General features: G+C 38.5%; 23 protein-coding genes. 18 read left to right on the forward strand and 5 right to left on the reverse strand.

Going from position 1 to position 24,545, the window contains the following annotated elements; translation table 11 throughout:
* Window positions 1-368 precede the first annotated feature (368 nt).
* From MKX82_RS04990 to MKX82_RS05020, 7 genes are all read left to right on the forward strand, one after another.
* Entirely contained in the window at window positions 369-713 is a 345-nt protein-coding gene (locus tag MKX82_RS04990; protein WP_233316780.1) for a DUF2294 domain-containing protein, read from the forward strand.
* A 235-nt stretch (window positions 714-948) separates the two neighbouring features.
* A complete protein-coding gene (locus MKX82_RS04995; protein WP_251645354.1) occupies window positions 949-1,992 on the forward strand; it encodes an ABC transporter substrate-binding protein in 1,044 nt (347 codons plus the stop codon).
* An 18-nt stretch (window positions 1,993-2,010) separates the two neighbouring features.
* Entirely contained in the window at window positions 2,011-2,946 is a 936-nt protein-coding gene (locus tag MKX82_RS05000) for a nucleoside hydrolase (RefSeq protein ID WP_233316782.1), read from the forward strand.
* 15 nt (window positions 2,947-2,961) lie between these two features.
* The gene (locus MKX82_RS05005; protein ID WP_233316783.1) at window positions 2,962-3,783 is read left to right on the forward strand and encodes an ABC transporter permease; all 822 of its coding nucleotides are present in this window, start codon (window positions 2,962-2,964) and stop codon (window positions 3,781-3,783) included.
* Window positions 3,784-3,789: 6 nt separating this feature from the next.
* On the forward strand, window positions 3,790-4,578 hold the full coding sequence (locus tag MKX82_RS05010) for an ABC transporter permease (RefSeq protein ID WP_341075393.1): 789 nt from the start codon (window positions 3,790-3,792) through the stop codon (window positions 4,576-4,578).
* 15 nt (window positions 4,579-4,593) lie between these two features.
* Complete coding sequence (locus MKX82_RS05015; protein WP_233316785.1) at window positions 4,594-5,655, forward strand: ABC transporter ATP-binding protein; 1,062 nt, start codon at window positions 4,594-4,596, stop codon at window positions 5,653-5,655.
* A 13-nt stretch (window positions 5,656-5,668) separates the two neighbouring features.
* Window positions 5,669-7,378 carry an adenine deaminase C-terminal domain-containing protein gene (locus tag MKX82_RS05020; RefSeq protein WP_341075396.1) on the forward strand — a complete coding sequence of 570 codons (1,710 nt, stop codon included), beginning with the start codon at window positions 5,669-5,671 and terminating at the stop codon, window positions 7,376-7,378.
* Between the two features lie 49 nt (window positions 7,379-7,427).
* Here the strand turns inward: MKX82_RS05020 and MKX82_RS05025 are convergent, their stop codons facing one another.
* Window positions 7,428-8,921, reverse strand: a complete 1,494-nt coding sequence (locus tag MKX82_RS05025) for a peptide MFS transporter (RefSeq protein ID WP_341075397.1) — start codon at window positions 8,919-8,921, stop codon at window positions 7,428-7,430.
* A gap of 290 nt (window positions 8,922-9,211) precedes the next feature.
* On the opposite strand from MKX82_RS05025, the gene MKX82_RS05030 reads away from it, so the two are divergent.
* The 4 genes from MKX82_RS05030 (at window position 9,212) to MKX82_RS05045 (ending at window position 10,271) form a co-directional block, all read left to right on the forward strand.
* A complete protein-coding gene (locus tag MKX82_RS05030) occupies window positions 9,212-9,328 on the forward strand; it encodes a DUF4023 family protein (protein WP_233316788.1) in 117 nt (38 codons plus the stop codon).
* Between the two features lie 129 nt (window positions 9,329-9,457).
* Window positions 9,458-9,619, forward strand: coding sequence for a hypothetical protein (locus tag MKX82_RS05035; RefSeq protein WP_233316789.1), 162 nt, complete (start codon window positions 9,458-9,460; stop codon window positions 9,617-9,619).
* A 76-nt stretch (window positions 9,620-9,695) separates the two neighbouring features.
* Complete coding sequence (locus tag MKX82_RS05040; protein WP_233316790.1) at window positions 9,696-9,905, forward strand: hypothetical protein; 210 nt, start codon at window positions 9,696-9,698, stop codon at window positions 9,903-9,905.
* Window positions 9,906-9,995: 90 nt separating this feature from the next.
* A complete protein-coding gene (locus tag MKX82_RS05045; RefSeq protein ID WP_233316791.1) occupies window positions 9,996-10,271 on the forward strand; it encodes a YqhV family protein in 276 nt (91 codons plus the stop codon).
* 59 nt (window positions 10,272-10,330) lie between these two features.
* Here the strand turns inward: MKX82_RS05045 and metG are convergent, their stop codons facing one another.
* On the reverse strand, window positions 10,331-11,971 hold the full coding sequence (gene metG, locus MKX82_RS05050; RefSeq protein WP_341075403.1) for a methionine--tRNA ligase: 1,641 nt from the start codon (window positions 11,969-11,971) through the stop codon (window positions 10,331-10,333).
* Window positions 11,972-12,497: 526 nt separating this feature from the next.
* Here metG and MKX82_RS05055 point away from each other — a divergent pair.
* The 3 genes from MKX82_RS05055 (at window position 12,498) to MKX82_RS05065 (ending at window position 16,293) form a co-directional block, all read left to right on the forward strand.
* The gene (locus MKX82_RS05055; RefSeq protein ID WP_341075405.1) at window positions 12,498-13,907 is read left to right on the forward strand and encodes a glycoside hydrolase family 1 protein; all 1,410 of its coding nucleotides are present in this window, start codon (window positions 12,498-12,500) and stop codon (window positions 13,905-13,907) included.
* Window positions 13,908-13,985: 78 nt separating this feature from the next.
* Complete coding sequence (locus tag MKX82_RS05060) at window positions 13,986-14,687, forward strand: GntR family transcriptional regulator (protein ID WP_233316794.1); 702 nt, start codon at window positions 13,986-13,988, stop codon at window positions 14,685-14,687.
* Window positions 14,688-15,141: 454 nt separating this feature from the next.
* On the forward strand, window positions 15,142-16,293 hold the full coding sequence (locus MKX82_RS05065) for a M20 family metallopeptidase (protein WP_237941002.1): 1,152 nt from the start codon (window positions 15,142-15,144) through the stop codon (window positions 16,291-16,293).
* A gap of 58 nt (window positions 16,294-16,351) precedes the next feature.
* Here the strand turns inward: MKX82_RS05065 and rpe are convergent, their stop codons facing one another.
* From rpe to pepT, 3 genes are all read right to left on the reverse strand, one after another.
* Complete coding sequence (gene rpe / locus MKX82_RS05070) at window positions 16,352-16,999, reverse strand: ribulose-phosphate 3-epimerase (RefSeq protein ID WP_341075411.1); 648 nt, start codon at window positions 16,997-16,999, stop codon at window positions 16,352-16,354.
* A gap of 221 nt (window positions 17,000-17,220) precedes the next feature.
* Entirely contained in the window at window positions 17,221-17,688 is a 468-nt protein-coding gene (locus tag MKX82_RS05075; protein WP_341075414.1) for a hypothetical protein, read from the reverse strand.
* A 165-nt stretch (window positions 17,689-17,853) separates the two neighbouring features.
* Window positions 17,854-19,083 (reverse strand): peptidase T, encoded by a 1,230-nt coding sequence (gene pepT, locus MKX82_RS05080; RefSeq protein ID WP_341075417.1) that lies wholly within the window; start codon window positions 19,081-19,083, stop codon window positions 17,854-17,856.
* Between the two features lie 180 nt (window positions 19,084-19,263).
* On the opposite strand from pepT, the gene MKX82_RS05085 reads away from it, so the two are divergent.
* The 4 genes from MKX82_RS05085 (at window position 19,264) to MKX82_RS05100 (ending at window position 24,545) form a co-directional block, all read left to right on the forward strand.
* Window positions 19,264-19,860, forward strand: a complete 597-nt coding sequence (locus MKX82_RS05085; RefSeq protein WP_341075419.1) for a hypothetical protein — start codon at window positions 19,264-19,266, stop codon at window positions 19,858-19,860.
* A 231-nt stretch (window positions 19,861-20,091) separates the two neighbouring features.
* Window positions 20,092-20,751 carry a heme uptake protein IsdC gene (gene isdC, locus MKX82_RS05090; protein ID WP_233316800.1) on the forward strand — a complete coding sequence of 220 codons (660 nt, stop codon included), beginning with the start codon at window positions 20,092-20,094 and terminating at the stop codon, window positions 20,749-20,751.
* Window positions 20,752-20,793: 42 nt separating this feature from the next.
* Window positions 20,794-21,255, forward strand: coding sequence for an NEAT domain-containing protein (locus tag MKX82_RS05095; protein WP_233316801.1), 462 nt, complete (start codon window positions 20,794-20,796; stop codon window positions 21,253-21,255).
* A gap of 44 nt (window positions 21,256-21,299) precedes the next feature.
* A complete protein-coding gene (locus tag MKX82_RS05100) occupies window positions 21,300-24,545 on the forward strand; it encodes an NEAT domain-containing protein (RefSeq protein ID WP_341075421.1) in 3,246 nt (1,081 codons plus the stop codon).

A 24,545-nucleotide genomic window follows, 5' to 3' on the forward strand; every position in this document is an offset into this window, starting at 1 on the left:
TAACTCCTGTTATAAATAACCTTAAGAGTGATATTCACAAGAATTCTGCTTTTTTATTAAAAAAGTAATTTTCTAAATAATTTTATAATGATATGATATGTAACAAGATTAAAGAGATTTGGTTAAAGTGAAAACTGGTCAGATATTCTGACAAGTGTCTCGTTTTTTTACATGAAAAGAGGTAAACTAACGCAAAAGAGTGTTTTTTTTCTATTTAATAGGGAATGTTGTTTTTGGATATAGTTCGTATTTTGCTTGTATTTTATTACTTTAGAACTGTTTTTTTATAATTTTTTATTTAAAAAGCGCACATTTTGTTGTAAATAAATAAAAAGGTATGTATAATACAGGTATAAACAGTTTGGCAGGTGATTATCATAGATTCGAATGAAACGAAAAGATTACTTTCTCAAATCTATAATAAAGTATCAAAGGAATTGTTTGGTGCTGGTACCACATTGCTGAAAGTAACCATCGATCAAAACGTAATAACCTTGCAAGCCAAGCATCCGAGGGCTTCCCGATCAGCTGCACTGGAAGGGGAAGTGCCGAGCTTAAAGCTAGAGGTGGATTTCCATCTGTCTCTATTGTTTAAGAAAAAGTTCAGGCAGCAGCTTGAGGAACAAACAGGCTGGAATATTGAAGCTTTATTAAGAGATTACGATTCATTCACTCAATTTGCTTTTACAAATATCGTCTTAAATACTAAATAATGAGGATTTTTTCTTGGATTTATCTGAGTGAAACGCCAAAATATAAGACTAAGATAGTTTTCCCTTTGTTTATCAAAGAAAAGACAATCTTAAGTAGAAGAATGATTCTATTTAAGATTGTCTTTTTTTGTTTTGCTTCGCGCCTTTAAGGCGGGCAGGATAAAAAAAGGGAGTATTATACAGCATTTATTATAAAAAAATACCTAATAGAAATGAAAATGGAGGAGCATAAAAAATGAAAAAAATAGTTCAAGCATTTGCAGCATCATCTTTACTGTTATTGGCAGCTTGTGGTTCTAATGATTCAGGCAGCAACGAAGGAAAAGAGAAACTTGTTGTATCGACATGGGGCTTTAATGAAGACTTTTTCCGTGAAGAAATTTATAAGCCTTTTGAAGAGGAAAACAATGTAGAAATCGTTTTAGATACAGGCAATAATGCTGATCGTCTCAATAAAATCAAGCAAGGCAATTCAGATGTAGATGTTATTTTCTTATCAGACTACTATGCACAGCAAGGCATTCAAGATGGATTATTTGAGACGATTGACCGCGAGAATATTCCTAATGTTGACAAAATCTATGATGTAGCGAAAGCTCCGCTAGGGGAAGAATACGGACCAGCGTACACAATTGCTCAGTTTGGAATTGCCTATAACCCTGATGAGTCTCCAATTGAAATCACTTCTTGGAAGGATTTATGGAGTGCAGATTTAAAAGGGAAAATTACCATTCCAAGCATCACTTCTACAACAGGTCCGATGATGGTTGATTTAGCATCACAGGTGAGCGGTCAAGAAACATTTAACGAAGATGCAGCTTTCACATCCTTGAAAGAAATTATGCCAAGTGTTGTGAAGGAATACGGACAAACTTCTGAATATGTAAACATGTTTGCACAAGGCGAAATTGCAGCTGGACCAATTATGGAAATGTATTTTGCTGACTTGAAAGAAGCAGTTCCAAATGCAGAATTTGTAACACCGGCTGAAGGTGGTTATGCAGTAATGAACACAATGAATGTTATTAAAGGAACAGATCAAAAAGAGCTTTCTGAAAAATTCATCAACTACATTCTCGGTCAAGAAGCTCAAGAGAAATCAGCAAAAAATAAAGTGGATTCTCCTGTAAATATTGATGTCGAGCTGACAGAAGAGGAAGCTGAGGGACTAACATATGGAGAAGACTTGATTAACAGTCTTCACACAATGGATATGAAATTCGTTAATGAGAACTTGAGCAAGTGGATAGACCGCTGGAACCGTGAGCTTATTCAATAAGAGTAGGAGGAACTTGGAATGCCTGAAAAGCTGATACTTGATGTGGATACAGGGATTGATGACGCGATTGGCATTTTGCTCGCTGTTAAAAGCAAAAACTTTGACCTGTTAGGTATAACGACAGTGAGCGGAAACGTCTCCTTGAATACCGCGACTATTAATACATGCAAAATACTTGATTTGCTTGGTAGTACAGAAATACCGGTTGTTAAGGGAGCAGAGTCTCCCTTGTTTAGAAAGCCGGTTTTTGAACATCGTATTCATGGAGAGGATGGCCTTGGCGGAGCGTTAAAGGATATCCCTGTAAGCAATGAGATAAGCGATGGCTTTGCACCAGACTTCATAATCAATTCAATTTTAAGTTTTTCTGGAGAGGTTACCTTAATCTGTACCGGTCCTCTTACCAACTTGGCATTGGCTGTGAAAAAATGTCCTCAAATTACGAAGCATGTCAAAAAGGTGATTTTCATGGGCGGTGTAGTAAGAGGTGTCGGCAATATTACCCCAACAGCTGAGTTCAATGCTTATGTTGATCCAGAGGCTGCAAAGATTGTCCTTCAGGCTGGCTTTCCGTCCATTGTACAGGTTGGCTTGGATGTAACTAGAAAGGCATTGCTTACTAGAGATCATATTCAACAGTTGAAAGATGAAAAGCTTGCGAGCTATATAGATGAAAGCACAAGCGATTATCAGCAAAAGTACTACTCCCGCTATAATGTGCATGCATGTGCCATGCACGACCCGTTAGCGGTCGGAATTGCCATTAACAGCAAGCTGGTGGTAACAGAGAAGCATTATGTGGATGTGGAAACAAAGAGTGAATTATGCGATGGTCAGTTTGTGTGTGATTTCCAAAACCGCTTGAACAAGGAGCCTAATTTAGAGGTATGTCTTGAAGTGGATACGGAAGCCTTTTTTGAAATGTTTATTGAAACTTTAAATTCTAAAAACTAAACAGGGAGTGATGAGATGAAGAAAAGATATCTATACCTGTTGCTTCTACCAGGATTGCTGTTTTTAACTGTCTTTATGGTTATCCCAATCTTGTCGATGATTGGTACAACCTTTCATGATAATGGAACAATTAGTGTAAAAGGATATATCGATTTTTTTAAGGATGATTATTTCATCAAGATTTTACTGACTACCTTGCGTGTCAGCTTGTTGACGACGCTTATCTGTATCTTGATTGGCTTTCCGGTCTCTTATTATATTTCTAAACTTCAAGCTCGGAAAAAGGCAGTTTTCCTGCTGTTAACTATTTTTCCGTTGTTGACAAGCCCTGTTGTCCGCTCATTTAGCTGGATGATTATTATCGGGAAAAACGGAGTTCTGAACAAAATTTTACTAGGAGCCGGGCTTATTGACCAGCCGCTTGAAATTTTGTATACACCAACAGCTATTATTATTGGTTTAGTGCATTTATTCCTGCCTTTAGTAATTGTTACACTTGTTGGAGTAATGGAGAATATCGAAATGGATTTACTGCAGGCAGCAGAGAGTCTTGGGGCATCAAAACTCGGAGTCTTCTTGAAGATTGTTGTGCCGCTTTGTGTGCCAGGGCTGGTAATCGGCAGCATTCTCGTGTTTGTCGGCAGCTTTACAGCTTATACGACGCCAGCATTGCTAGGCGGAAAACAAAGGGTTATTTCGACGTTTTTATATCAAAATGCGATTACATTAAATGATTGGAAGCTAGCATCCATTGTAGCAACAATCATGATTGTGGTGACCTTTATTATTATTTCCATTATGAATGGAGTAGCAAAAAAACTTAATCCGAAGGGGTAGAGGTGTATGCAGGAAAAGAATAGAGGGTTGGCCCTGTTTACCTTCCTCGTTTTTGTTTTTTTACTAGGGCCTTTGCTAATTATATCAATTACTTCATTTGAGGGCGGAACCATCTTGAAGTTCCCTCCTGAAGAGTATTCGTTTAAATGGTATGAAAATATTTTTCAAGTAGAAATGTTCTTGAGCACATTCAAGACATCTATCCTTGTTTCCATTGCCGGAAATATTTTAGCATTATTACTTGGCGTGCCAGCTGCATATGCGTTAAGCAGATTTGACTTTGCGGGTAAGGGAATTATCAATGGGATTTTTGTTTCGCCAATTCTTATTCCGGGAATTGTGTTAGGTTTTTCCTTCTTACGTTATATTGTGGTTGCATATGAGCTGCCGATCTATACTTCCCTATTTATCGGTCATACTGTCATCATGCTGCCGTTTGTTATTCGTGTTATCTCGTCAAGCTTAACAAACTTTGATTTTTCGATAGAGGAAGCTGCACTTAGTTTAGGAGCAAGCAGAATTGGCACCTTTTTCTCGATAGTTGTCCCGAATATAAAATCAGGCATAATTGCAGCTGTAATGATTGCCTTCTTAGAGTCATTCAATAATGTTGATATCTCTGTTTACATGACAGGACCAGGTGTGAGCACATTCCCAATCCAGATGCTGTTGTATGTAGAGAACTACTTTGACCCTACTGTTGCAGCTATATCTGTACTGTTAATGATTATTACTGCATTGTTCATGTTTATAGTAGAACGATTAATGGGATTATCCTATTTTACAAAAAGATAGAAGGGATTGTTAAATGTGGCTTTGTTTACATTACAAGACATATCTGTAGCTTATAACAAAAAAGAAATTCTTAAGGATTTCAATCTTGAAATCGAAAAGGGGCAGCTTGTATCCCTGCTTGGACCAAGCGGCTGCGGCAAGACAACAACGCTTCGTCTAATTGCCGGTTTCCTGCAATCAAATAACGGGAAGTTCTTGTTTAAAGATAAAGATTATACAAAGGTTCCTGTTAACAAAAGAAACTTTGGGTTTGTGTTTCAAAACTATGCTTTGTTCCCCCATATGACTGTTGCTGATAATATTGCCTTCGGTCTTCGTTTGCGAAAGGTTCCGAAAGCAGAAGCTGTGAAGCGAGTAGAGCGCATGTTGGAAATCGTCAATCTAGAAGGATACGGTAAAAGATACCCTGCAGAGCTCTCAGGTGGACAAAGACAACGGGTCGCAATCGCAAGAGCACTTGTCATTGAACCGGATATTCTCCTTTTTGATGAACCATTAAGCAATCTCGATGCTAATTTGCGTGTCAATATGCGTGTTGAAATAAGAAGAATACAGCAAGAGCTTGGAATAACAACGGTATACGTTTCTCACGATCAAGAAGAATGCTTCTCTATTTCTGATCAAGTAGCCATCATGAATAAAGGCATCATCGAGCAATTGAGCGATCCTGCAACCATTTATAAATATCCTGCAACAAAATTTGTCGCTGATTTTATCGGCTTCAAAAACTTTATTGAGTTTGATAGAAGAGAAGATAAAGGGGATATAGTGGAGCTGTATAAGAATGGCAGTATGTTTACTGTTGAAAAACATTCCCATATGACGCCAGCTAAAAAGGTTGGAGCTGTCCGGCCAGATGACTTCCTGCTTGCAGAATGGAACGAAACACAAGTCCTTCCTTCTAATGGCATACCAGGAAAAATAAAGATTACAACATTCCTCGGCAGAAGCTATCAATATGTTGTCAGCACACCAATTGGTGAATTTACTGTTAATAAAGAGATGACAGCACCATTTAATGTCGGACAAGTTGTAGTCCTGATTATTCCAAAGGATCAGATGGTGCTTGTAGAGTAGGAGGGGTCAAACAATGAAAGTAGATATGCTTATTAAAGAAGCAATGGTTTTTAACAGCTATTTCAAACAGTTCACAAAAGCAAATGTCGCTGTTAAGGATGGCAAGTTCTTTTATATAGGTGCAAAAGGCAGTGAAACGTTTACGGCAGAGAAAATAATAGAAGCTGCTGGCATGTATCTTGTTCCAGGATTGATTGATATCCACCTCCATATTGAAAGCACGATGGTTACTCCAGCGACATTTTCATACGGTTTGCTAAAAAATGGGGTCACCACGATTGTACCTGAGCCTCATGAAATGGCAAACGTGTTTGGAATAGCAGGTGTAAAAGAGATGATCAAGGCAAGCAAGAACTGTCGTTTGGACATGTTCTATGCTATTCCAAGCTCGGTTCCTGCAACTAGTATGGAAACTACTGGCGGAGCAATTGAGATAGAAGATATCGAAGAATTGCTGCAGACAGAGAGAATAAAATGCCTTGGGGAAATCATGAATTATTATGATGTTATTTCCAAACCAGGCGGAAAAACAAACAAGATATTATCATATATGTCAGAGAATTATCCTGAGCTTATTATTGAAGGACATGTTCCAAAACTCCTTGATCTCGAATTACAGAGTCTGGCATTTGCAGGAGTTACATCCGATCATACCCATCAAACAGTAGCAGGGATGAAGGAGCGTATAGCAATAGGGATGTTCCTTGAAATTCAAGAAAAATCAATGACAAAAGAAGTTATAGATTATTTAATTGATCAAGATGTTGATGAGCATTTCTGTTTTGTGACAGATGATGTAATGGCAGATTCCCTGCAAAACAGAGGGCATTTAAATGTTCTCCTGAAAAAAGCTATCGCAATGGGCATGTCTCCTGAGAAAGCGATTTATGCTTGTACTTATACACCAGCTGCCCGCATGCGAATGTATGACAGAGGCGTAATTGCACCAGGCAAGCTCGCAGATTTTCTGCTAATTTCAGAGTTAGAAAGCTTTCATATCCAAGAAGTATATAAAGAAGGAACAAAGGTCTATGATGAGACAATTCCTTACGTACAGGAAGAAAGCAGCCAAGCATTTCCGAGCAGCTTCTACGAAAGTGTAAATCTAAACAAACTGGGTGAAGATGCTTTTCAAGTGAAGCTTATGAAAAATGATGGCAAAGTAAAATGCCGAATAATGAATGTGAAAAACGGCTCTACCTTCACAGAAGAAAAACATGATGATTTAAATATAGAAGCGGGTATGCTGCAGTGGGAGGAAAGTGAATACGGACTTCTTGCTACATTTGAACGCTATGGCAAGAACGGCAATAGTGCAAGAGGGCTTATTGGCGGGGATGTCCTGAAAAGAGGTGCTGTTGCCACAACTTATTCACATGATAACCATAATCTCCTTGTCCTAGGTCAAAATAAAGAGGATATGGTGATAGCAGCGAATGAAGTAATAAAGCAGCAAGGAGGAATCTGCTGTGTTCATAATGGCGAAATTCTTGCAAATGTGCCGTTGCCTGTTGGCGGTATTCTTTCAGAAGAGCCTTTATCTATCATTTCTAAGCAGGTAGAACAATTAACAGCAACACTCCAAGCGCTTGGCTATGAACATTATAATGCGATTATGTCGTTAAGCACTTTATCGCTGCCAGTAAGTCCTGCATTAAAAATTACAGATCATGGCTTAATTGATGTTAATAAAGGGATGGTTGTTCCTTTAGTGGTTAAGTAAGCAATAAAAAAAGAACTAGATCTAAATGGATCTAGTTCTTTTTTTATATTTATTTAATGCCCTTCATTTTGCCTTGAATCATTGGTGATAGAAGGAATAATACAAGAGCTAGTAAAATCGAGCAGCCACCGATGATGCCGAAGTACAACATTTCAGTTTTTTCTGAATAGAACTTAACAATTTGTGCATTCAATCCTTGTGCTGCAGCATTAGATAAGAACCAAAGGCTCATCGTTTGTGCAGAGAATGCAGCCGGCGCTAATTTTGTCGTTGCTGATAATCCTACAGGAGATAAGCAAAGCTCTCCAATTACAACGATAAAGTAGCTAAGCACAAGCCATAAAGGATTAACAAGCGAGTTCGCTCCGCCAAAATAAGCTGGAAGCAGGATTACTAGGAAAGAAAGACCTGCAAACAGCAATCCTATTGAGAATTTCTTTGGGATAGAAGGCTGGCGGTCACCAAGCTTAACCCATAGCCATCCTATAATTGGTGCAAAGATAATGATAAACAGCGGGTTCAATGATTGGAATAGTGTTGGCGATAAGTGCAAGCCAGCAAATTCAAGTTGTGTACGTTTATCAGCATATCCTGCAAGAATTGTAGAACCTTGCTCCTGTATTGCCCAGAACATTACAGATGCTAAGAACAATGGGATATAAGCAATCAAACGAGAACGTTCGTCAGATGTTGTTTTTGGACTGCGGTACATTACCGTAATATAGATTGCTGGAATCAAGAATCCAAGGATACCGACTACAATAGCAAAAGTGTCAAATGTAAGAAGGCCTGTTGGAATAGTAATGGCTAAGATGATAGCAAGAACAACGATTCCAATACCAATAATAGAATAAACCTTTTTCTTTTCAGTAGCTGAAAGAGGATTTGCAACAAGGGTACCTGCCAACCCAAGGTTTTTCTTTTTTGTAAACATAAATACTAATAATCCAATAAGCATACCGATTGCAGCAAGACCAAAGCCTAAATGGAAGCTTGTGTTCATGCCGACTTCACCGACGATCAGCGGAGAAAGGAATCCTCCAAGGTTGATACCCATGTAGAAGATACTGAATCCTGCATCGCGGCGATTGTCTTCCTGTGAATAAATTTCACCGACAATACTTGATACGTTTGGTTTCAATAAGCCTGTACCAATAACGATTAGCACCATTGATACGAAGAACATGCTGATGCTTCCTGGTACTGCTAAAACAATATGACCAAGCATGATGAAAATACCGCCATAAAATACTGCTTTAGAAGTACCAAAAATTCGGTCAGCTAACCAGCCGCCAATGATTCCTGACATATAGACAAGTGAACCGTAAATAGACGTAATGGCAAATGCAGTAGTTTCAGGAATGCCTAGTCCGCCTTTTGAAACTTCATAATACATGTAGTAAACAAGGATAGCTTTCATTCCGTAGTAAGAGAATCTCTCCCAGAACTCTGTGAAAAACAGAGTGAAAAGTCCTTTTGGATGACCAAAAAAACCCTTTTGCGGAACACTGTCCACAATTTTCTGTTTATTTAAGTCTAGCATTGTTTTAACCTCCTCTAGTATTCTAATATAATACTGAAAAAACAGATGTTTTGTCAAAAAAAATTTTAATATATCGAACGATATTGTTCTGTAAAGGATTAAACAAGTATTTCCATTTTTATAATCAAAATAGTTTTATGTAGTTTTAAGTAGAATTTTGTTATTTTATTATATCTATATATAATTTTTAGGTATAATTTGGAATAATTAGAAATGTAGTGAAAAGGAATGGAAATATGTACATTCGGTTAAATTAACAAATGTTTGTAAATTTAAGGAGGTTAAAAAACATGAAGGATACAAGTGAGTTTGTACAAACATTAAAGGAAAACAGTAAAAAACAAGAGAAAAACAAACATAAAGGAAAAGGCCATCCAGAAAGCAGCCTTCCTAACAAACAGCATTGATGTGAAAGCTGCCTGTTTTAATAAATGGGCAGCTTTTTTTCTTTCTGCCAATTCTAATTTTCCCCCAACTAGCACCTTTTTAAACGAAACGCATAACTTAACAAGGGCTGTTTAAGGAGGGAGAACAGATTGAAAATTGAACGTGTTGTCACTTATTACGGTTATGATCTGCTTATTAATGAAGAACTACATAAGAAATGTTTAAATTGTCAAAAGTGGTATGCTTTTGCAGAGGAATTAGGCTTTTGTCCAAACTGCATGAAATCCATTAGAGAGAATAAGCGTATGTAAATGGAAGCATGTTTTCCTAAATATCGGGTATTCTACTTATTAGACAATTAATGTGTGGAAGGGAGTACAAGAATTTATGAAGGAAATGACTGTTTACTTAAAGGAAGCAACAGAAGCACAGCCAATTAACTCATTAGAAGCAGCTTTAGTTACGACAGAAGGGATAGAGAGAGCCCTTGTTGATGTTTCGGACGGAGAAGTCAAAATTGTTTATGATGAAAACCAAATAACAAAGGAAACAGTACTAGAGAAGATAAAAGAGCAAGGGTTTCATTCTATAAGCTGACACTAATATAACTTAAGTAAAGAAAACTGTCCTATTAGTCTAGTAAATGCATATAAATAAAGTAAGTTTGCATGCTAATAGGAGGAGCTTATGTTTTCTTTAATCGGTAAGGCCGTGTTAGGAATGGCGTTGCTCAGACTGCTGTCAGGATGTATTGAAATAACAGCAGCAGTATTGATGCTAAAGTCCAATCAAATAGAAAAAGCCTTAATTATCAATAGTTCTCTTGCAATTGTCGGTCCGCTCATCCTGATTGCCACGACATCAATCGGCCTTTTCAGTATTGCTGACAAAATTTCGTTCGGGAAGATGCTATGTGTGCTAACAGGAGTTGGCTTTATCTTGTATGGTGTTAAGGGCAGCTGAATAATAATAAACCTGATAGACTTCTATCAGGTTTATTTTGCTTTTTGTTTATAGCAGCTCTAGCTGGTTGCTGTCTGGTTTTTTATTTTGTCTGTTTCTTCCTCTATAGAAACAACATCAATTCGTTCAAATAACGGCTCTATATCCTTTATAAAAGCAGGTATCTTTTCCGTGTATTCCCAAGACCATTTTTCAAGCTGAAATAGAGATTTAAGTTTGTTTGAACTAAATGGTAAAAAGGGATGGAGCATCTGCCCGATATTTATTAACAGGATGCAGCAATCATAAATCGTCTGACGGCATGATTCCTCGTCTTCCTTGATATCAATCCAAGGTTTCCTATTATCAAAATATTTATTCGAATATCGAATAAGCTCAAACAATGATTGAAGTGCCTGCTTTATTTCTCCTGCTTCTATTTTTTTGGCCACTAGTATGTAGCTAGTATTAATTTGCTTGCGGACTTCTTCGCTTGTCTCCCGTTTTTCCACATTATTTGAATAGTATTTACTGATGAATCTCACAGTCCGATTCACAAAATTACCAAAGCTGCCGAGAAGCTCACTGTTATGGCTGTAGATGAATTCGCGCCAAGAGAAATCAGCGTCCCGCTTTTCAGGAGCATTGATTGTAAGAAAATAACGAATAGAATCTGGGTGATATTTCTTGATTAAGTCAGGAATCCAAACAGCATAGTTTTGGCTTGTAGAAATTTTCTTTCTCTCCAATGTCATATATTCATTGGAAAGAATATAGTCCGGCAGTGCTTTGCTGTTTAAGCCAAGAAGGAGAGCCGGCCAAATAATAGTATGAAAGGGAATATTGTCTTTCCCATGCACATAATAAGACACAGTATTCTCATTCCAGTAATCATCATGCTTTCCTCCGGTTTTGTGAGCCCAGTGTTTGCTTGCTGAATAATATCCAGCAACAGCCTCCACCCAAACATATATTTTTTTATCTTCATAGTTAGCGATTGGAACACTCACACCAACAGGCAAGTCTCTTGTTACAGCTCTGTCGCGCAGTCCTTCTGTTAAATATCTTTCTGTCAAAAATCTGGCATTGTTTCTCCATGTCTCATTCTTTGAAGAGCTTTTCAGCAGTTGCTCAAGCTGCTGCTGAAAGGAGCTTAAGGAGAAGTAAAAGTGCTCCGTTGTTCTAACAGTAGGTTCATGCTGGCAAAGCTTGCATTTTTTATCATGAAGCTCCAATGCTTCTAAAATGGCAGAGCAATGATCACATTGGTCTCCCCGTGCCTTATTACCGCAGGCTGGGCAGATGCCTTCAACAAAGCGGTCTGGCAGAAATTGAGCACAATTTATACAGTATGCCTGCTCGACCTCTTTTTTATATAGATGACCATTTTTTTGTAAAGCTAAAAATAGCTCCTGAACGGTTTTATGATGATGGTCTGCATCTGTTCTTGTATAAACATCATAGGAAAATCCTAGTGCTTCAAAATCATGTGCAAATTCCTGATGATACCTGTCTGCGATTGTTTTTGGCTCAACGCCTTCTTGGTTTGCCCGAACTGAAATGGGAGTACCATTGCAGTCACTGCCTGAGACATAAAGTACTTTTTCTCCTTTTTGCCGGTAATATCTTGCCAGAATATCACCGGGCAATAAACTTGCGATATGGCCGATATGCAATGAGCCATTTGCATATGGCCAAGCTCCTCCAATAAAAATAGTCATCCTGCATTCCTCCTAAAAAGTTTTGGAAAAATGAACAAAGCTGCAAAATAAAAAGCCCCGCCCTTTTCCATAAGAAAAGGACGGGGCTCTATGCCGCGTGTTACCACCTTTGTTCACTGCTTGCTCACACAAGTCAGCCTCTGCAAGTACATCCAGCTTAATAAAAGCCTTCATACTGTGACATGGATAACAAGTGTCAAATCTTGCCGCAGCCTACTAATTAATATGTTCAGTGCGGAGCTCAGAGGCCATTTTTCTAATAGATATCAATGCTTCCTTGCAGCAGGGTGGAAGCTCTCTGTAAAAGATAATCTATTGTACTTTCCCTCATCAACGCTACATTTTATATGATTGGATATATTATAAGCTTTGTAATTACCAAAATCAACCATAAAAGAACAAAAGAAGAAAATCAAAATAAAGCGTTTACATTAATAATGAAAGCATTTACAATATAATTGTACCAACAAATATAAGACGTTCTAATAAATAGATGGTTAACATTAGATAATGGAGGTTCCATATTATGAAATTCCCTAAAGATTTTTTATTCGGTGCAGCATCGGCTTCTTACCAAGTGGAAGGTGCGTGGAATGAAGACGGTAAAGGTGTGACTAACTGGGATATCTTCTCTAAAATACCTGGAAAAACATTCGAAGGAACGAATGGCGATGTTGCAGTTGACCATTATCATCGCTACAAGGAAGATGTACGATTAATGGCTGAAATGGGATTGGAATCCTATCGCTTCTCCATATCTTGGGCACGGATTATTCCAGATGGTGATGGAGAAATTAATGAAAAAGGAATTGAGTTTTATAATAATTTAATAGATGAATGCCTAAAGTACGGAATTGTCCCATTTGTGACTCTTTACCATTGGGATCTCCCACTTCCATTAGAAGAGGATGGCAGCTGGACAAATAAACGCACAACAAATGCGTTTGCTAAATATGCGGAAGTTTGCTTTAAAGCATTTGGAGACAGGGTTAAGCATTGGATTACATTTAATGAAACAATTGTTTTCTGTACGCTAGGGTATTTAAACGGTGCTCATCCGCCAGGATTAGTGAATGCGCATAAAGAATATTTCCAGGCGACACATAATGTGTTTCTTGCCCATGCGATGGCAGTGAAGAAATATAAAGAACTAAAGCAATACGGGGAAATTGGTATTACGCATGTATTCAGTCCTGCATTCGGCGTGGACAGCAAGGAAGATAATCTGTTTGCTGCTAAACATGCGAATTACTACCAAACATATTGGTACTATGACCCTATCCTTAAAGGCGAATATCCGCAATATGTATTGGATGCACTAACGGAAAAAGGACTGACGCCAGATTGGACAAACGAGGAGCTTCAGCTTTTGAAAGAAACAGCTGGCTTCAATGATTTTATCGGGCTTAACTATTATCAACCGGCACGTGTTGAAAAAATTCAAGGGTCAGCTGAAGCAGTTGAAATCAGCCGAGACAATGCGACAGGCAGGCCTGGAAACCCATCCTTTGACGGGGTCTACAAAACGGTCATGATGGAGGACAAAGTGTATACAAAATGGGGCTGGGAAATCTCCGCAGAAGGATTTCTTGATGGCTTGCGAATGCTAAAAGAAAGATATGGAGATGTAAAACTGTATATTACGGAGAATGGTCTTGGTGACGAAGATCCAGTCATTGAGAATGAAATTGTCGATGTCCCAAGAATTAAATATATTGAAGAGCATTTAAAAGCAGTAAAAACAGCAATTGGAGAAGGTATCCATTTAAAAGGATACTACGCATGGTCTGTAATTGATCTTTTAAGCTGGCTGAACGGTTATAAGAAACAGTATGGATTCATCTATGTGGACCATAAAAACAATCTGGCAAGAAAGAAAAAGCTTTCCTTCCATTGGTACAAGCATATTATTGAAACAAGAGGAGAAGAGCTTTAATTGTAGTCTGTAAGTATTTAAAAGGGGTATTCTTCTAGGTAGAAGTCTGCCCCATTTTTATCGAGAGGAGAAAAGCATATGACAGTCAAATACCAAATGGTTGCCAGTGCCCTCGAGAATGATATTCTAAAAGGGAATTTCCAAGCGAACGAAAAGCTCCCGACAGAAGAAGAGTTGATGCATAGGTTTCAAGTCAGCCGTAATACCATTCGAAGAGCATTAAAAATATTGGCAGATGAAGGCTATGTCTATCAAGTGCAAGGTAGCGGTCTTTTTTTGAGAGAGTTTTCCAGGCCTGGCTGTATAACGATTCGAAAAATGCGGGGGCTCACTAGTGAGTTGGCCGGGGCTGATATGAACAGCTCTATCATTGAATTGTCACTCGTGCTGGCTGACAGCAAACTGGCTGCTAAAATGAAGTGTAAGCCTGGTGATTCTCTGTACTATATTAAAAGACTTCGCTTCGTAAATGGCGAGCCTCTTGTTTTAGAAGAAGCTTACTACAATAAGACATTGGTACCATATTTGAATACAGAAATTGCTGAATCATCTATATATCGATATATAACAGAAGACTTAAGACTAAAGGTAGGGTTTGCCGATAAACTCATTTATTGCGAGAAGCTTTCGAAAGAGGATGGTCTTCATTTAAGTTTGCCAGAAGGAGACCCTGCCTTAGTTGTGGAAAATACCGTTTTTTTAAATACAGGAGTTGTATTTAACGTTTCTCTAGAAAAATATAATTATGCTTCAGCAAGACTGCTGGCATTGACGTTTTAAAGAGGAGGCCGCTTATAAAGCGGTTTTTTTCATTATGAAAAAGGGGGGAAGTACGTTTGACCCTTATTGACAATAAATTTTTTGGCCCTATACTATTGTATATCGGTTAATTTTTCTGAATAGTATGTAAATTATTGATGGGCCATACACGTAAATCAAAAGATATTTAAAAGATTTGCCTAGTCCCCAAACAGGAAGATACTTGCATATAATAATAATGAAGAGGGAGTGTCAAAGTTTATATAAAAGCATTTTACCAGCAATAGAGGTTAGTATGCTGACTTATTATCATTGCTGGGTATCGTAAAATTATAACAATACTTGTCTTTAAAAACGGCACACTTATCGTGACGAAGATAAGGGGAGATTAACAAATAAAGAGAAGTAAGTTTTAAAAGAGCATCGAAAGAAAATATAATGGCTAAAAGCATGGATTATCAGGGGGAACACTATTATGGAGGAATATTTAAAAGAAAGGGAAAAAGAGATGATTGAGCTGCTCAAGAATCTCGTAAATATTGACAGCGGAAGCTATGTAAAAAAAGGAGTCGACCAAATTGCAGACATCTTAGAGAGTAAGTTTGCAGAGGCTGGCTTTGTTTCAACCATAAAAAAAGAGAAGAAAACAGGAAATAATCTTGTTTTGCGTCATAAGGATGCTAGAGATCCGAAAGTTATTATTGTTGCCCATATGGATACTGTCTTTCCGGAAGGCACTGCAAAAAAACGCCCGTTCCGAATAGAAGGAAACAGAGCATACGGCCCTGGAGTTGTTGATATGAAGGGCAGCCTTGTATCTGTTCTGTATGCAGTTAAAGCACTAAGAAGCATTCATTCTTCTGCACTAAAAAATGTGGAAATAGTCTTAAATAGTGACGAAGAAATCGGTTCAGCTAATTCAAGAAAGCTTATCGAACAAACGGCAAGAGGGAAGGATTATGCCCTAATTGTGGAGCCAGGCAGAAAGGATGGTTCGATTGTATCTGCTCGAAAAGGCGGGGGACGCTATACGATTATGGTCAAGGGAACCAGTGCACATGCAGGTGTTGAGCATGAAAAAGGGAGAAGTGCAATTGAGGAGCTGGCATACAAAACCATTAAGCTTCAAAAACTGACTAAATACCAAGAAGGAATAACTGTTAATGTAGGAATGATTGAAGGAGGAACATCCATCAATACGGTTGCTTCATCTGCGAAAGCTGGAGTGGATGTTCGTCTTGTTAATATGGAACAAGCTCCTCTTATTGATAAGCAAATCCGCGAAATCTGTGCTGTTTCTGACGTGGAAGGCACTGAGATTGAGGTGAAGGGGAGCATAAGCAGACCGCCAATGGAGAAAAACAGTCAATCAGTTCAACTATTAAAAATAATTAAAGAAGCTGGCAAGGAACTTGGAATTGAAGTCAAGGACACCTTTACCGGCGGAGGCTCTGACGGAGCATTTACAAGCTCGATGGGAATTCCGACAATAGATGGACTTGGACCAGTTGGAGGAAATGCCCACAGTGAGGAAGAATATTTGGAGTTGGATACTTTCATTGAGCGGACACTGCTTCTTGCAACAGTATTAACAAAACTGACCGCCAAAGTGAGAATGACAGCGTAAGCTAGATAATGCTTAACACAAAAAAAGCGAATCAATGATTCGCTTTTTTTTGTGTGTATTATTCGCCGCGCACAGCTTTAATGGCTGCAGCTCTGTCTTCACTGTCATAAATAAAGGAACCGGCAACAAGAACATTTGCACCTGCTTCTTTGCAAAGGACAGCTGTTTGTTCATTTACACCGCCATCTACTTCAATTTCAAGTCCTGGATTGAACTGATCAGCAAGTTTACGAACTTCTGTTATTTTTGGCAATACGCTCGAAATGAAAGCTTGTCCGCCAAAGCCCGGGTTTACCGTCATGAGCAATACCATTTCAACATCTTGAATTACATGCTTAATCATCTCAACTGGTGTGCTTGGATTTAGAACAACACCTGGTTTTGCGCCATGCTCTTTAATGAGCTGGAGTGTGCGATGAAGATGAGGACATGCTTCTGCATGTACTGTGATAATATCTGCACCAGCTTTAGCAAATGCCGGGATATATTGGTCTGGATTTTCAATCATTAGGTGGACATCCAATGGAAGTGTTGTAACCGGTCTGATTGCATTAACAATTAGAGGGCCGATCGTGATATTTGGAACGAAATGGCCGTCCATAACGTCAACATGGATATAATCTGCTCCGCCGCGCTCCACATCTTTTATTTCTTCTCCTAGTCTTGCAAAATCGGCAGACAGGATGGATGGTGCTATTTTAACCATAATAATTGCCTCCACTTATGTAATAATTTGCAGCAAGCTTTCCATTACGTCGCCCATGACTTGGACAAAAAAGCTTTATATGTCTTCTTAGAAAATTATAACAGAGCCTACAAGAAAATTGAAGTATACGGAAACACAGCCCATTGAGGAAGAAAGACAGCAAAAAGACCTAATATCCTCCTAGCTTAAAAGCAAGAGATATTAGGTCTTTTGAATGGATATTACATAGATTGTTCGATTGCTGTTCTTACGTCCTCTGGAGAGTTCTGATAGCCTTCGGATATGCATTGTACAAGTAATTCCTTGTTTTTGTATTGTTCAGGCTTGTTCTTATTATAGTAATAACGTACACATTCTTCTTCTTTAAAGAACGCTTTCCCGATTTTTAATAATGCAGTGACTGGTAGAGCACTAAAGGCAGGCGCGTTTGCTGCTTCAGCTGGTTGTGCCTTAACTTCTTTAACTTCTTGTGTGGATGCTTTTAATTCTGCTGCAGGCGCTTGTCCTTGGCCTTCATGATGGAATTCTTGAACCACTTGATTAATTAAGTTTTCCTGAGAAACAAGCTGCTTTAAAAGCTTTTTCTTTACACGTTTCTTTTTGGACTGCAATCCAAAGGTTTGGAGGATATAATGCTGCAGCTCAGTGTTTTCTGCTAATTCTTCATGTGTTTTGTAAATCGAATTCATTGCTTAACTCCTTTTTTTGCTTCTATCTATTTGCATATCTTATTCGAACAAATTTTTTGCACTTGTACTATTATATACTAATCTATGAAAAGTACAAAATATCCTTCGTGTTACGAAGTAATACTCACGAAAAAAGAGGAGGGCAGAGGCCCTCCTTTTAAGTATTTAAGCTCGTTCTTCAAACAGTCTTGCAATCTCAACAATAGTATTAGTTGCTTTTTGCATGTTATCTACTGAAATATACTCATATTTACCATGAAAGTTTTCTCCACCTGTGAAAATATTAGGTGTCGGCAGCCCCATATAGGAAAGCTGGGACCCGTCTGTTCCTCCGCGAATTGGTTCAATAATCGGTGATATTCCAAGGTTTACCATTGCTTCATGTGCAACTTCCACGATTTCTTTAACAGGTTCAATTTTTTCGCGCATATTATAATATTGATCCTTTAGGTCTAGGACTACTGTCTTTTCTCCATACTTCTTATTTAATTGAGCTACAATCTCAGATAAATTTGTCTTTTTCTCTTCAAACAGTTTTTTGTCAAAATCACGGATTATATATGCAAGCTTCGTTTGTTCCACATCACCTTCAAAAGATAGAAGATGGTAAAAGCCTTCGTAGCCGGATGTTTTTTCAGGGGCTTCTTCAGAAGGCAAGCTGTTTTGTAATTCCATCGCGATTTTCATAGAATTGACCATTTTTCCTTTTGCTGTGCCAGGATGGACATTTGTACCATTTACCGTGACTTTTGCCCCAGCTGCATGAAAGCTTTCATATTGCAGCTCGCCTAATGGACCGCCGTCCACTGTATAAGCAAAATCTGCTGCAAATGCTTTGACATCAAACTTATGAGGCCCCCTTCCTATCTCCTCGTCAGGAGTAAAGGCAACCCTGATTTTCCCGTGCCTAATATCAGAGTTCTTTAATGTAATAAGGGCAGTCATGATTTCTGCAATGCCTGCTTTATTGTCAGCACCTAAGAGGGTTGTTCCATCTGTTGTAATTAACGTATGACCTTTGTAGTTTGCAAGCTCTGGAAAATCAGCTGGAGATAATACAATATGTAAATCAGAATGAAGGACAATATCCCCGCCGTCATAATATTCTACTATTTGCGGACGGACATTTTTCCCAGTAAAGTCAGTTGCTGTGTCCAAATGGGCCAGAAAGCCGATAGTTGGGACACTTTTCTCTGTATTGGCAGGCAGTGTTGCCATAACATAGCCATTTTCGTCTATTGTCACTTCTTCCATGCCAATTTCTTGTAATTCATTCACAAGCTTTTTGGCTAGTGTCAGCTGTCCAGGTGTAGAGGGGCATGAAGTGCTTTCCTCGTTTGATTGTGTGTCAATGACAGCATAGGATATAAAGCGATCAATGATAGAATTTTTCATTATTTCATCTCCTTATTAGCATCTAATGCGATTTTACCATATAAATATTTCGCCTGTCTTAATTTAAAAAAGGGTTAACAAGCCGTTTGTCACAAATATGTCAGAATTGACTGGCAAAAGGATGTCTAAAGGCTTTTTCTGTTCGCTACAATAGAAATATCAAAACGAAGGGAGCGGAAGATGAATAAAAAGGTTAAAGGGCTAATTTTTTCGGCAGTGGTTATATGCTTAGCAGGGCTGCTTGTTATGCTGATACAAACGAACGGACCGAAAGAGATAAAGGACATTAAAAAAATTGCGGCTCAAGAGACATACACGCAAGCTGACAAGGAATATATTGTTTACTTTTGGCAAGAGGCATGCTCTTACTGTAAACAAATAGAAAATGTTGTCCTTGAATACACAAAAACTGGAGAAACTCCACTTTATATCGTTGATATGGGCGATAAGGAAAATGCAGTCAGCTGGTATGATTGGCAAGATCATCACAACAAGTACGACAAAGTGATTGGTAGGGTGGAGGATGGGAAGGAAATTCTCGATGATGCCATAAATATCAATGATTTTATAAATGACAAGGATATAGCTTGGTCTATTCAATCGAGGGATGATCATAAATTGTATGCTGTCCATCAGACTGCATATGAAAATCAAATGCCAAAGTCAGCCTCCGAACTAGAAATAGCAGGGACGCCAACCATGCTGAAGATAAAGGAGGGCAAGCTCGTCGATTATCGTGTCGGTGTGGAGGAAGTGGCTAAATTGCTGAAGAATTAACTAATTAAGAAAAGCAGTTGCGAAAAAACCACAACTGCTTTTTTCACAGCTTATTATCAACTAAATGAGAATAATATTTTCTAATTGAGAAAAAACCAATTGACAATGAGAATCACTTTCATTTAATATGAACCTAGGGCAGGTTGTGCCTGAAATAGGTACAGGAAGGGGGGCACTGAAAATTCGTATTTTAGCTTTACCAATATAACTATATAGAGGGGAGAAATATACTTGCTTAAACAGAAAGTTGCAATAAAAATAGTTGCAATATTAGCAATATTCACATTTCTATCTGTTGGTTTCAGCACTAAATCTTTAGCTGCATCACTAGCAGACGGCGAGTACTCCATTAATTACTCTGTATTAAGAGCAGATAATGACTCAGCCTCAATGGCTGATGGCTATTTCCAAAAACCGGCAAAATTGATTGTCGAAAATGGAGCTCTTAAAGTCCAAGTAGGTATTTCTACTTCAGCTATTACAGAGTTTAAAGTAGGAGGACAAAACGTTACCGAAATAAGTAAAAATGGTGAATCCAGTGTTGTTCAATTTAACATCAACTCACTTCAGAATCCTACAAATGCAGAGATTCATGTCATTGTGGAAGACCAGAATTACGACCATTGGTACACGATAAGATTTGATTTTGATGAAAGTTCAGCAAATGCTCTTTCTTCACAATCTAATTCATCCACTTCAGAAACATCAAATTCAACCTCTGAGACAGCAGCAAGTTCAACTGAACAAGACACAACAAAAGAAACAGCAGCCAAAGTGGAAAACCCAAGAACTTCTGATCAATCAGAAATCACTGTCTTCACTGTATTAATGGTTGTATCCCTTGGGATTATCGTATTTTATGTTGTAAACAGAAAAAAGCTAGTTAAATAGTTTCTAATAAGAGTTACAAATTCTACTAAAAAGGAGAAAAAGATGAAAATGAAAACTGCAAATATAGCACTTGCGTTTCTTGTAACAGTTTTTTCCGTTGTTAGTACAGTAATTCCTTTGGATAACAAAGCTTATGCTGCCGAGTCAAGCAGCCGTTCAGTTGTAGCAGATGGGGAATATAGTATCGGCTACACGGTATTGCATGCAACAAATAATGTAGCATCAATGGCCGACCAATATTATACAAAACCAGGAAAGCTAATCATAAAGAATGGTCAGGCTAAAGTCCAAGTAGAATATAGCAATTTAATTACAGAGTTTAAAGTAAATGGTACGCCGGCAACAAAGATAAGTGAAAGCGGCGGCAAAATTAAGGCTGAGTTTCCTGTTGCTGATATTGAGGGTTTAACAGCTGCAGAAATTCATGTACAAGTTCCAGCGATTAGTTATGACCACTGGTATACAGTGAGGATTGACTTTAATACTACTGGATTGTCCAACTAACAGCCGATTTAGTTCAGAATCAAGAAGCAGAACTAAATAACTACATGAAAAGAGCTACATATTCTACTAAAAAGGAGCAAAAGAACAGAATGAAGGCTGCAAAAATTGCACTTGCGTTTCTTGTAATAGTCTTTTCCATCGTAAGCACTGTCATTCCTTTGGATAATAGAGCTTATGCTGCCGAATTGAACAGCAGTACTGCTGTGGCAGATGGGGAATATAGTATTGGCTATACTATATTGCATGCAACAAATGATGAAGCATCAATGGCCGACCAGTACTATACAAAGCCTGGAAAATTAATCATTAAGAACGGACAGGCTAAAGTTCAGGTAGAGTACAGTAATTACATTACAGAGTTTAAAGTTAACGGCACTCCTGTTACAAAGATAGGCGAAGCTGGAGACAAAACTACGGCTGAGTTTCCAGTTGCTGATCTGGAAGGACTGACAGAAGCTGAGATTCATGTCGAAGTTCCAGCAATAAGCTATGATCACTGGTATACAGTCAGATTTGACTTTGATACAGCTTCTTTACCTGTTCAAACAGAACCAAGTGAAGAAGCAGAAGAACCTGCAACAACACCAGAAAATCCAGGTGAAGAAGCAGAAGAACCTGCAACAACACCAGAAGATCCAGGTGAAGAAGCGGAAGAACCTGCAACAACACCGGAAAATCCAGGTGAAGAGCAAGAAGAGCCTGTAACAACACCGGAAAATCCAGGTGAAGAGCAAGAAGAGCCTGTAACAACACCGGAAAATCCAGGTGAAGAGCAAGAAGAACCTGCAACAACACCGGAAAATCCAAGTGAAGAAGCAGGAGAGTCAGAGGAAGAAACCCCTGCTGCACCACAGGAAGATATCGTGTACGAAGACGGTGAGTATGAAGTCGACTATACAGTGTTGCATGGAACGGCAGAGGAGAAGTCGATAGCAGATAACTACTTCACAAAACCAAGTAAAGTTATCGTTAAAGATGGAAATATTACTGTGCAGACGGAGTACAGCAGCCTGATTACGGAATTCACTGTTAATGGTGAAAATCCGACGATTATCAGCAATGATGGCACAAAAACAGTTGCTGAGTTCCAGCTAGCATCTCTCAACAGCATTACAGAGGCGCAAATACATGTTGAGATTCCAGCAATTAATTATGATCATTGGTACAATGTAAGGTTTGATTTCAACACAGAAAACTTGCCTGTATTGGAAGAAAAAGAACCACTTGCAGATGGCACATACACAATCGATTACAAAGTCTGGAAGGAAAATGCAGATGAAGCTTCCAGCATGGGCAATTACTTATCAAAACCAGCGAAGCTAATTGTTGAAAATGGAAAAACATATATTCAACTAAATCTGTCTTCCAGCAATTTCGTAACAGGCTTTAAAGCAGAAGTGAATGGAGAATATATGGATGCTGACGTCATTTCAGAAGACGCTGCAGCCAATACAAAAGTGCTTCGTTTTGAAGTTCAGGATTTAAGTGGAGAAACAAACATCCAATTAGCCATGTCTTATGGAATGAGTCATGTAGTCAGAATGGTGTTTGATGAAGGCACTGTTGTTGTAAGTGAGCCAGAAGAAAATCCAGAACCTTCGCCAGGTGAAGGAGAAGAAGAGCCGCTTGCAGATGGCATATACACAATCGATTACAAAGTTTGGAAGGAAAATGCAGATGAAGCTTCCAGCATGGGCAATTACTTATCAAAACCAGCGAAGCTAATTGTTGAAAATGGAAAAACATATATTCAACTAAATCTGTCTTCCAGCAATTTCGTAACAGGCTTTAAAGCAGAAGTGAATGGAGAGTATGTGGATGCTGACGTTATTTCACAAGACGCTGCAGCCAATACAAAAGTGCTTCGTTTTGAAGTTCAGGATTTAAGCGGAGAAACCAATATCCAATTAGCCATGTCTTATGGAATGAGTCATGTAGTCAGAATGGTATTTGATGAAAGCTCCATTTCTGTTGATGATGAAGGAGAAAATCCAGGCACAATACCAGGTGAAGGCGAAGGAGAAAATCCAGGCACAACGCCAGGTGAAGGCGAAGGAGAAAATCCAGGCACAACACCAGGTGAAGGCGAAGGAGAAAATCCAGGCACAACGCCAGGTGAAGGTGAAGGAGAAAACCCAGGCACAACACCAGGTGAAGGTGAAGGAGAAAACCCAGGCACAACACCAGGTGAAAGTGAAGGAGCAAACAGTCAATTTGTAGATGGTGAGTATCAATTAGATTACAGCATTTTACATGCATTGCAAAATGAAAAATCAATGGCAGATCAATATTTCACAAAGCCTGGTAAAGTGACATTAAAAAATGGTAATGCAACTGTTCAAGTAGAATTCAATGACTATATTACAGAGTTTAAGATTAACGGTAAAGAAGCTGAAATTATTAGCCAAAGTGCTGGGAAAACAGTTGTGCAATTTGCTGTTGCTGATTTGACTGGACTAACTAGTGCAGAAATTCATGTTGAAGTTCCGGCAATTGGCTACGATCATTGGTATACCGTTCGCTTTGACTATGATACTAGCAAACTGCCAACAAAATCCGGAGATAATGGAAACGGTACAGGCGGGAACGAAGAAGGAAATGGCAATGGAAATGAAGAAAAGCCTGAAGAAAATCCAGGCAATGTAGATGAAGATAAAGAAGATGGCAAAGGTGATAAAGGCGAAAATACTGTCTTAAAGGATGGAGAATATACGGTTGATTATTCTGTATTACATGCAAGTAATAATGAAAAATCAATGGCAGATTCTTATTTCGTTAAGCCAGGAAAACTAATTGTGAAGGACGGCAAAGTAGTTGCTAGACTGACAGTTAACACAGAATTTATCACTGAATTCCTTGTAGGATCTAAAGCTGTAACGGTAATCAGCAAATCTGGCAATTCCACAGTAGTAGAATTCCCTGTTGCAGATTTAGCTAATCCGACTGTTGGTAATATTCATGTTGTAATTCCTGAGTTGAATTATGATCACTGGTATGAAATCCGCTTCTTATTTGATGTGTCAGATCTTCCGGTCGAAGGAATTGACAATGATTTTGACCAGATTAATCACGAAGACACTAATGCAGAAGATGGTACTACAGACAATGGTGAAAATCTTGAATTTAACCGAGATGGAGACACAACAGCTGATGAAACAAAAACAGCAGAAACTACCAATAAAGTTATCAATGCAAAAACTGGAGATACAGCACAAATAGCATTATATCTATCATTACTGCTTATTTCCCTTGCCGTGTTGATAAGAAAATATCGCAAACGCTCATTTTAA

Origin of the sequence: Niallia sp. FSL R7-0271, from assembly GCF_038005785.1 — a bacterium.
Classification (GTDB): Bacteria; Bacillota; Bacilli; order Bacillales; family Cytobacillaceae; genus Niallia.